Genomic DNA, 10,120 nt, shown 5'->3' on the forward strand with positions numbered 1-10,120 from the left:
GATGTCCGGCGCGGACGATCTGCTCGGCGGCATTTCCGGTGCGCTGACCGAATCCGGTCATCGGCTGATGGCACGTGTGTATTATGCCGACACCGATTTCTCGGGTGTCGTCTATCATGCCCGCTATCTGGAATTCTTGGAGCGCGGCCGCTCGGATTTCCTGCGGCTGGCCGGTGTTCACCACACCGAACTCGCCGAAGGCAAACATGGCGAGAAGATCGTCTGGGTGGTGCGCCGCATGGAAATCCATTTCCGTTCGCCAGCCCGCATCGACGATATCCTGACCGTCGACACACGCACGGATGAGATTTCCGGTGCACGCATCTTCATGGCGCAGCAACTCAGGCGCGATGCAGAGGTGCTGGTTGATGCCAGGGTGGAGGCCGCCATCATTGGCGAGAACGGCCGTCCGCGCCGCTTTCCCAAAGAGTGGGTCGCAGCCTTCATGCCGAAGGTTCGTTAGCCCGCGCCTTCACTTCAATGTGACCGGATGTCCACGCGACAGGTATGCTGCGGCGCACAACAGTTGCGATTCCTAACCTCTCCTTAACCATAACGGTTCATGAAGACGTTGGTGAAGTTTGAAGGCGTTCGTGCCTTCGTTTTACCAATATTTGCCGTGAATAAGGCCGCGAAAGGCGCCTTTTGGGCATTCCGGAAGCTTCGCGCGAACGGACCACAAGGGGTAGAGCGCCAGGGGGCTAGCGGCGAGCCGGGCCCGGGATTCTTAAGGAACGAACCATGGAAAACATCGCACTCGCCGATCCGGGCGCGCAACTGTCGATTTGGGGCTTGTTCATGCAGGCCGGCTGGGTGGTCAAGCTGGTCATGCTGGGACTCATCGGCGCTTCGGTCTGGACCTGGGCCATCGTCGTCGACAAGCTGATTTCCTTTGCGCGTATCCGCGTGGCCCTGAACCGCTTCGAGCAGGTGTTCTGGTCTGGCCAATCGCTGGAGGAACTCTACCGCAACCTGGCCGAGCGCAAGACGGTGGGCATGGGCGCCATCTTCGTGGCTGCCATGCGCGAGTGGAAGAAAAGTTTCGAAAAGGGTGCGAAATCGCCGCTCGCGCTGCAGACCCGCATCGACAAGGCCATGGACCTGGCACTGACGCGTGAAATGGAGCGGCTGGAAGGCCGCCTCGGCTTCCTCGCCACGATCGGTTCGGCCGCACCCTTCATCGGCCTGTTCGGCACGGTGGTCGGTATCATGACCTCGTTCCAGGCCATCGCCGGTTCGAAGTCGACCAATCTCGCCGTGGTCGCGCCCGGTATCGCGGAAGCGCTGCTTGCCACCGCCATCGGCCTGCTTGCCGCTATCCCGGCCGTCATCGCCTACAACAAGCTGTCTTCCGACGCGGGCAAGATCGCGGTGCGCATGGAGGGCTTCGCCGACGAGTTCTCCGCCATACTGTCGCGCCAAATCGATGAGAAAGTGGCCCAGAAGGCTGCCTGAGGGAATCTAGCGATGGGAATGTCAGTCAGCTCAGGTGGATCTGGACGCGGCGGGCGCGGCCACAGGCGGCGCGGCCGCCATCATGGCTTGATGTCGGAAATTAACGTCACGCCTTTCGTCGACGTCATGCTGGTGTTGCTCATCATCTTCATGGTGGCGGCACCGTTGCTCACGGTCGGCGTGCCGATCGATCTGCCGGAAACACAGGCGAAGCCGATGAATTCGGAAACCCAGCCGATCACCGTTTCGGTGAACCAGGCCGGCGAAATCCATCTGCAGGAAACGGTGATACCGCTCGACGAGGTCGTGCCGAAACTCGAGGCCATCGCCAAGACCGGTTATGAGGAGCGCATCTTCATCCGCGGCGACAAGTCGGCAGACTATGGCACCGTCATGAAGGTCATGGCCCGCATCTCGGCTGCCGGTTACAAGAACCTCGGCCTCGTCACGCTGCAGGAACAGGACAAATAACCTTGAAGGCCGGTCTCACCACATCGGTGATCCTGCATGCTGCCGTGATCGGGTTCGGCCTGTTCACGCTCAGGGCTCCGCCTGCGTTCCAGCCCATGGACGTCGAGTCGTTCCCCGTGGACATCGTCCCGGTGGAGGATGTTGCGCAGTCGCTCCAGGGGGACAAGAAGTCGACCGTACGTGACAAGCCGGCGCCAAAACCGACGCAGCGGCCCGATATCGTCGCCGATGCCCAGAAGATCGGTGAAAACAGCGTCGACACCGACAATCCGGTAACACCTGCGCCGAAGCCGAAGCCGGTCGAGAATACCGAATCGGCCCCTAAAGCGCCGATTCCAACGGAAAAGCCCAAGCCCGAGGATACCCCTAAGCCGAAGGAAGAGCCGAAGCCGACGCCGGCGACGGAGGTCGCGCCGGCCGAGCAGCCGAAGCAGGACGTAAAGCCCGACCCGATCAAGCAGCCCGATCCCAAACCGCAACCGATGAAAGAACCGGAACCGGCCCCGAAGCCTGCGGAGCAGAAGCCAGCCGAGGCTAAGCCCGAGCCTGCAAAGCCGGATGCGGTGGCCGAGGCGATCGCTTCCGAACAGACGGAGTCTGTCGCTTTGCCTAATTCGGCACCGGCGCCGGAGGCCAAGCCGCGCCCCGAGCAGGCTCAAGCCGAAACCGCTAAGGCGCCGGACCGCAAGAATTCAGACAAGCCGGTCAAGGAAGCGTCTTCCAGACAGAAGTCGGAAGACGATGCATTCAACGACAAGGTTGCAGCGCTCCTCAACAAGGACAAGCCCTCGGGTGGCGGTGCCAAGCGGTCGAGCCAGCAATCGTCGCTTGGCGGCGACAGGAACAATGGCCAGAAGCTGAGCAACAGCGAAATGGGCGCCTTGCGCGACCAGCTTAGCGGCTGCTGGACCATCCCGGCCGGTGCGCAGGATGCCGGAAACCTAGTCGCGGTCATCCGGTTCAATGTGGATCAGTCGGGCAAGCTGGACGGCCGACCGACGGTTCAGACCTCCAGCGGCAATCGTTCCTACGACGAAAGCGCGGTGCGCGCGATCCAGAAATGCGATCAGGCGGGGTTGGTACTTCCAGCAGGCAAGCAGGACATCTGGTCCGAAATTCAAGTCACTTTCAACCCGAGCGACATGGGCATGTGAGCTCTATCTCCCGGATATGAAACAGGAATTCGTGATGAAGCATCTTTTCAAGACACTCTTTCTGATCGGCGCCTTGGCCACCGGCATGAGCGGCCTTGCACTGTTGCCGGCGCATGCGCTGGTGGAGATCGACGTCAACAAGGGCAATGTCGAGCCTTTGCCTATTGCCATCACCGACTTTCAGTCGTCTGGGGATCTCGGCACCGAAATCTCCAGCATCGTGGCAGCTGATTTGAAGCGCTCCGGCCTGTTCGCGCCGATCGACAAGGGTGCCTTCATCGAGAAGATATCCAACCCTGACCAGACCCCTCGCTTCGATGACTGGAAGGTCATCAACGCTCAGGCACTGGTCACCGGCCGGGTCAACAAGGAAGCGGACGGCCGCATCCGTGCCGAGTACCGTCTCTGGGATACGTTCGCCGGCCAGCAACTGGCGGGCGAACAGTTCTTCGCGAATGCGGCCAACCAGCGCCGTGTCGCGCATATCATCGCCGATGCGATCTATGAGCGCCTGACCGGTGAAAAGGGCTATTTCGACACGCGCGTCGTCTTCATCGACGAGAGCGGCGCCAAGAATGCTCGCAAGAAGCGGCTCGCTATCATGGACCAGGACGGCGCCAATATTCGCTACCTGTCCAACGGCTCGTCGATCGTGCTGACACCGCGTTTCTCGCCGAACCGGCAAGAAATCACCTACATGTCCTATGAGAGCGGTGTGCCGAAGGTTTATCTGCTCCAGCTCGAGACCGGTCAGCGCGAACTTGTCGGCAATTTCCCCGGCATGACCTTTGCGCCGCGCTTTTCGCCGGATGGCCAGAAGGTGATCATGAGCCTGCTGCGCGACGACGGCAACTCGAATATCTATGCGCTGGACCTGAGGAGCCGTTCGACCACGCGCCTTACCGACGCATCGGCAATCGACACCTCGCCGTCCTATTCTCCGGATGGCTCGCAAGTTGTCTTCACTTCAGACCGCGGCGGTGGCAGCGGGCGTTCGCAGATCTACGTCATGGGTGCCGATGGTTCCAACCCGCACCGCATCTCCTTCGGCGATGGCGTCTATTCAACGCCGGTATGGTCGCCGCGCGGTGATCTGATCGCCTTTACCAAGCAGGGTGGCGGTCAGTTCCAGATCGGCGTGATGAAGACCGACGGATCGGGCGAACGTATCCTGTCGACGGGATTTCAGCAGGAGGGCCCAACCTGGGCGCCGAATGGCCGTGTTTTGATGTTTTTCCGTGACAGCGCTGGCGGTCCGAAGCTCTATTCGATCGACTTGACCGGCCGTAACGAACAGCCGATTCCGACCTCAGGCTACGCCTCCGATCCCGCATGGTCGCCGCTGCTGGAGTGATTGGACTGATCTGAAATGCCGCAGAAAGGGGCCGCGAGGCCCCTTTTTCTTGGCTCGGTCGCGTTTTGGCCGCATTTCGGGCTAGAGCCTCGACCCGGATGGTCTGGGGATCGACGCATGCACGGTAAGCCGGCTGCGTTTCCTAGGCAGCACAGTGCAGCGTCAAGCGTTCCGTAGCGTCATGGCCTACCCGGCCGGAAGCTGCGGCGACGGTCGCGGACGGCGACCGCAACCGAATTTTAACCGTGTTTCTTGAGTGCCGGTTAACCCAAACGTGGTTACTGGCAGATCAACGAAATCACTCGAATGCGAAGGAGAGGCGGCATGCGCCGTATCGCAAAGCTTACCACGAACCCAGTCATGATCGCGCTGGTCGCCTCGCTGGCGATTGCTGGTTGCGCCTCGAAGAAGACCCCGAACAGCGCGGCCGATCTCGGCCTCGGCGGCGGTGCGGCTACCCCTGGCTCGGCGCAGGATTTCACCGTCAATGTCGGCGACCGTATCTTCTTCGACACCGATTCCTCCTCGATCCGTGCCGACGCCCAGCAGACGCTGTCGCGCCAGGCACAGTGGCTGAACAAGTATGGCCAGTATGCGATCGTGGTCGAAGGTCACGCCGACGAGCGCGGCACCCGCGAATACAATCTGGCGCTCGGTGCTCGCCGTGCCGCAGCCACCCGCGACTTCCTGATCGGCAAGGGCGTCGCTGGCAACCGCCTGAAGACGATCTCCTATGGCAAGGAACGTCCGGTCGCCGTCTGCGACGACATCTCCTGCTGGTCGCAGAACCGCCGTGCCGTCACCACGCTGTCGGGCGCCGGTTCCTGATCACTGCCGGCTCCGGCCGACACATCGCGATTATTGTGAAAGGCGACCGCGCGGTCGCCTTTTTCTTGGCCGAACGGGTCCTTGTTGCTGGCTGAAACAAAATTTGGCCGAAGTCTCGCGCCCTGCTAAAAGCGAATGCGTTCGGGTCGGTATACCGTTCCCAAGGCGGTGGCCGGTTCCGGGCATGACCCGTTTGACCCTGATGGCGAGAGACCAATGCATTTTAGAACCATCCTGAGCGGGACGTTTGCAGTCCTGCTCGCAGCGAGTGTGATTGCACCCGCCAATGCCGCCGGGCCGGTACGGACCACGGAGGACGGCTTTTCGGTCAGTCTGCCGAGTTTCGGACTCCCCGGTATCTTTGGCAGCAAGGAAAAGAAGAACGACGCCGTGCAGCTTGCGCAGTCGGGCTCTGTTGGCCTGGAAGATCAGCTCCGGCAGATGAACGGCAAGATCGAAGAACTGAACTTCCAGATCCTGCAGTTGCAGGAGCAGTTGCGCAAGACGCAGGAAGACAACGAATTCCGATTCCAGCAGATCGAGCAGGGCGGCGGTGCCGCTCCGCAGAAGAAGTCTGACGCCGCCACCGGTGGTAACAGCGTGGCCCAGGCTCCCGCCTCGGCCGCGCCTTCGGCGCCGGCAACCGCCGGCGCTCAAGGGCAGACCCAATCGGCTGGCCGGACGCCTGGTGAGACGGGCGACCAGGTCGGCGATCTCATCATCGATTCCGGAAACGGCGAGCCGGGCAAACTCACCACCGGCAAGCCACCGACGTCGTTCGGCACCATCACGGTCGACAAAAACGGCAATGTCATCAGTGCTGTGCCGCCGACAGATGTTCCCAATTCAGGCTCCGCCTCGCAGGCGCCGGCAAATGACCAAGGCGGCGCTGTCGTGGCTTCGCTGCCCTCGACCGACAGTCCCGACGAACTTTATCGCAATTCCTATCAATTCGTGCTCTCGGGCGACTATGGAACCGCGGAACAGGGCTTCCGCCAGCACATTCAGCGCTTTCCGTCCGATGCCAAGGCCGCCGATGCCCACTACTGGCTGGGCGAGTCGCTGCTCGGTCAGCAGAAATACCGTGACGCTGCCGAGACCTTCCTCGCTGCCAGCAAGAATTATTCGAAATCCAAGAAGGCTCCCGACATGCTGCTGAAGCTCGGCATCTCGCTGATGGGGCTCAAGCAGCGCGATGTCGCCTGCGCTACCTTTGCCGAAGTCGGCAAGCGTTATCCGGACGCGTCCAGCGCTCTCAAGGAGCGTGTCAAGCAGGAGCGGGCGCTCGCCTCGTGCTGATGCCGGAAGCCGGCTCGTTGCCTGCAGCCTCTCTTTTTTCGCAGATCGATTTCGGCCAAGGCGCCGTGGCCGCCGTTTCAGGCGGTAGCGACTCGACTGCCCTGCTTGTTCTTCTCAAAGATCATTTCGACCGCTTCCTGCCTTCGGCGCGGCTCCTTGCCGTGACGGTCGATCATGCCCTCCGCCCCGCTTCCGCGGAAGAAGCCCAAGCCGTCGCTCGCCTCTGCGCGCGTTTGGGCGTTGCGCATCGCACTGTTGTCTGGGGTGAGCCCAAACCGTCCGTTGGCCTTCCCGCTGCCGCACGCGAGGCGCGCTACCGGTTGCTTGCCGATGCTGCGCGCAGTGCGGGCTTGAATATCGTGTTGACCGCCCACACCGCCGACGATCAGGCTGAAACCGTCTTCATGCGTCAGGCGCGCCAGGAAGGACGTGGCCTTGCCGGCATGGCACCTGCAACACTCTACGACGGAAACGTCTGGCTTCTGCGCCCGTTGCTCGGTGAGCGACGCTCGGCTTTGCGGGTCTTTCTGACATCGCGCGGACTCGGCTGGATCGACGATCCGACCAATCTTGACATCGCGTTCGAGCGGCCGCGCGTACGCGCGACGCTCGCCGAAGACGAGGGCCGCTTCGAAGACCTTCTCGCCGTTGCTGCCGCCGTCGGCCGCGAACGCGAAGACCTTGATCGTCGTACTGCTATCCTGGTGGAACGTCATGCCACTCGACCGGCTCGCGGCTTGATCCGCCTCGATCCTGCCTTTGCGGTCGACACTGATCGAGAGGCTGCGCTGCACGTCCTGCGCATCCTGCTTGCCACAGCGGGAGGCACATCCTTTCTTCCCGACGAAGGGCGGGTGGCCGAACTTTACGCTGCGTTATCTCCGGGAAAGGGTCGCGCCACATTGTCGCGGACGGTGATGGACGTCCGTCGCGCCGGTATTTTCCTCTACCGCGAGGCGCGAGGTCTTCCGGAACCGTCGTCACCCGTGGATGGCAGCCTTTGGGATGGACGTTATCGCATCACTTTCCGGGACGACGTCAGTGGTAGCGTGATCGCTCCATTTGGGCGTCAGGCGCACTCCACGGTGGCCGATCCGGAATTGGCGGGGGTGCCGGAAAGTGTGTTTCGCACCGCTTGCGCGGCAGAGCCGGCGCTTTGGCGCAACAATAGCTGTCTCGGTCTGCTGAAGAGCGGCAAGGGATCGCCGACTGTCACGGCAGTCCCCGTCGTTGCACCCTTCGCGCATTTCCTGCCCGCCTTCGACCTCAGGGTTGCCGGTGCGGCATCGGCGCTCGTCGGTGCTTCCTCCATCCCGATCTCCCCGCTGAGCTTACGCAAGAATGTGAAAGCAAGCGCTAATGCTTAACCGAGCCATGTTCTTATGCTTGGCAAGGGGGGACGCTCTCCCTATGTTAGGCCTAACTCTTCAAGGATCCGCGCCCGAAAAAAGGGCGCCAACGGGACAATAGATGAATCCGAATTATCGCAACCTTGCGCTGTGGGCGATTATAGCGGTCTTGCTGATCGCTCTTTTCAATCTGTTCCAGACGCCTCAGACGCGGGGAGCCTCCACGGACGTTCCTTATTCGCAGTTCCTGCAGGATGTCGCTTCGGGCCGGGTTAAAACGGTGACCATCGCGGGTGACCGCATCACCGGCACCTACGCCGACAGCGCGACAGGCTTCCAGACCTATTCGCCGGGCGACCAGTCGCTGGTTTCGCGCCTGGAGGAAAAGAACGTCGTTATCAATGCGCGCCCCGAGACCGACGGATCCAACACGCTGTTCGGCTACCTGATTTCGTGGCTGCCAATGATCCTGATCCTCGGCGTTTGGATATTCTTCATGCGCCAGATGCAGTCCGGCTCCGGCCGCGCCATGGGCTTCGGCAAGTCGAAGGCCAAACTGCTCACCGAGGCGCATGGCCGCGTCACGTTCCAGGATGTCGCCGGCGTGGACGAGGCCAAGCAGGATCTGGAAGAGATCGTCGAATTCCTGCGCGACCCGCAGAAGTTCCAGCGCCTGGGCGGCAAGATCCCGCGCGGCGTGCTGCTGGTTGGCCCTCCCGGTACCGGTAAGACGTTGCTGGCTCGCTCGGTTGCGGGTGAAGCCAATGTGCCGTTCTTCACCATTTCCGGTTCGGACTTCGTCGAAATGTTCGTCGGTGTCGGCGCCAGCCGTGTCCGCGACATGTTCGAACAGGCGAAGAAGAACGCGCCCTGCATCATCTTCATCGACGAAATCGACGCGGTCGGTCGCCATCGCGGCGCCGGTCTCGGCGGCGGCAATGACGAGCGCGAGCAGACGCTGAATCAGCTGCTGGTCGAAATGGATGGTTTCGAGGCCAATGAGTCGATCATCCTGATCGCTGCCACCAACCGTCCTGACGTTCTCGACCCGGCGCTGCTGCGTCCAGGCCGTTTCGACCGCCAGGTCGTGGTGCCGAACCCGGACATCGTCGGTCGCGAGAAGATCCTCAAGGTGCATGTCCGCAACGTGCCGCTTGCGCCGAACGTCGATCTGAAGACCGTTGCACGTGGTACGCCGGGTTTCTCCGGTGCGGATCTCATGAACCTCGTCAACGAGGCTGCCCTGATGGCCGCGCGTCGCAACAAGCGCCTTGTCACCATGCAGGAGTTCGAGGACGCCAAGGACAAGATCATGATGGGCGCGGAGCGTCGTTCTTCGGCCATGACACAGGCCGAGAAGGAACTGACCGCCTATCACGAATCCGGTCACGCTATCCTGGCGCTCAACGTGCCGTCGGCCGATCCGCTGCACAAGGCAACGATCATTCCGCGCGGTCGCGCGTTGGGCATGGTCATGCAGCTTCCCGAGGGCGATCGCTACTCGATGAGCTACAAATACATGATCTCGCGTCTGGCCATCATGATGGGCGGCCGCGTGGCGGAAGAATTCAAGTTCGGCAAGGAAAACATCACCTCCGGCGCCTCTTCCGACATCGAGCAGGCGACCAAGCTGGCGCGCGCCATGGTTACGCGCTGGGGCTTCTCCGACAAGCTCGGCCAGGTTGCCTATGGCGAGAACCAGGAAGAGGTTTTCCTCGGCCATTCGGTTGCGCGTACCCAGAATGTTTCTGAGGAAACGGCGCAGATCATCGATGCCGAAGTGCGCCGTCTGATCGACGAAGCCTATACGACCGCCAAAACGATCCTGACCAAGAAGAAGAAGGACTGGATCGCGCTGGCCGAAGGCCTGCTGGAATACGAGACGCTGAGTGGCGACGAGATAAAGCAGCTCATCGCCGGCCAGAAGCCGTCGCGCGACCTCGGCGACGACACGCCGACCTCACGCGGTTCGGCGGTGCCGAAGGCCGGCGCCGGCAGCCGTCGCAAGAAGGGCCCGGAGCCCGAGGGCGGCATGGAGCCACAGCCGTCAAATTGATCGGAATGAATTGATTGAAACGCCCCGCCGTTTTTGGGGGGGTGTTGTTTTTGGGGGGGGGGGTCGCCAAACCCCACGGGGGCGGGGGGGGTGTTGGGTAAAGACGGGGGTTGGAAAAGGGGGGATTTTAAGGGCAAAGGTTTTGGGGGGGGTT

At 61.8% G+C, this 10,120-nt stretch carries 9 protein-coding genes; all 9 read left to right on the plus strand.

The window, feature by feature from the left end:
• Position 1: 1 nt before the first annotated feature.
• The 9 genes from ybgC (at position 2) to ftsH (ending at position 9,966) form a co-directional block, all read left to right on the plus strand.
• Complete coding sequence (gene ybgC, locus L4923_RS27025) at positions 2-463, plus strand: tol-pal system-associated acyl-CoA thioesterase (protein ID WP_239370204.1); 462 nt, start codon at positions 2-4, stop codon at positions 461-463.
• 278 nt (positions 464-741) lie between these two features.
• Positions 742-1,455 (plus strand): protein TolQ, encoded by a 714-nt coding sequence (gene tolQ / locus L4923_RS27030; protein ID WP_239370205.1) that lies wholly within the window; start codon positions 742-744, stop codon positions 1,453-1,455.
• Positions 1,456-1,467: 12 nt separating this feature from the next.
• On the plus strand, positions 1,468-1,926 hold the full coding sequence (gene tolR / locus L4923_RS27035) for a protein TolR (protein ID WP_239370206.1): 459 nt from the start codon (positions 1,468-1,470) through the stop codon (positions 1,924-1,926).
• 2 nt (positions 1,927-1,928) lie between these two features.
• Positions 1,929-3,080, plus strand: a complete 1,152-nt coding sequence (locus L4923_RS27040) for a cell envelope integrity TolA family protein (RefSeq protein ID WP_239370207.1) — start codon at positions 1,929-1,931, stop codon at positions 3,078-3,080.
• A 34-nt stretch (positions 3,081-3,114) separates the two neighbouring features.
• Positions 3,115-4,434 (plus strand): Tol-Pal system beta propeller repeat protein TolB, encoded by a 1,320-nt coding sequence (tolB, locus tag L4923_RS27045; RefSeq protein ID WP_239370208.1) that lies wholly within the window; start codon positions 3,115-3,117, stop codon positions 4,432-4,434.
• Between the two features lie 324 nt (positions 4,435-4,758).
• Positions 4,759-5,262: a peptidoglycan-associated lipoprotein Pal gene (pal, locus tag L4923_RS27050; protein ID WP_239370209.1), complete on the plus strand. Its 504-nt coding sequence runs from the start codon at positions 4,759-4,761 to the stop codon at positions 5,260-5,262.
• A 216-nt stretch (positions 5,263-5,478) separates the two neighbouring features.
• Positions 5,479-6,561 (plus strand): tol-pal system protein YbgF, encoded by a 1,083-nt coding sequence (ybgF, locus tag L4923_RS27055; protein WP_239370210.1) that lies wholly within the window; start codon positions 5,479-5,481, stop codon positions 6,559-6,561.
• Positions 6,561-7,928: a tRNA lysidine(34) synthetase TilS gene (gene tilS / locus L4923_RS27060; protein WP_239370212.1), complete on the plus strand. Its 1,368-nt coding sequence runs from the start codon at positions 6,561-6,563 to the stop codon at positions 7,926-7,928. The genes ybgF and tilS overlap by 1 nt, the downstream gene beginning before the upstream one ends.
• 103 nt (positions 7,929-8,031) lie before the next feature.
• The gene (gene ftsH / locus L4923_RS27065; protein ID WP_239370211.1) at positions 8,032-9,966 is read left to right on the plus strand and encodes an ATP-dependent zinc metalloprotease FtsH; all 1,935 of its coding nucleotides are present in this window, start codon (positions 8,032-8,034) and stop codon (positions 9,964-9,966) included.
• The last annotated feature ends 154 nt before the right edge of the window (positions 9,967-10,120 follow it).

This window comes from Terribium retamae, assembly GCF_022347545.1.
GTDB classification, from domain to species: Bacteria; Pseudomonadota; Alphaproteobacteria; order Rhizobiales; family Rhizobiaceae; genus Mesorhizobium; species Mesorhizobium retamae.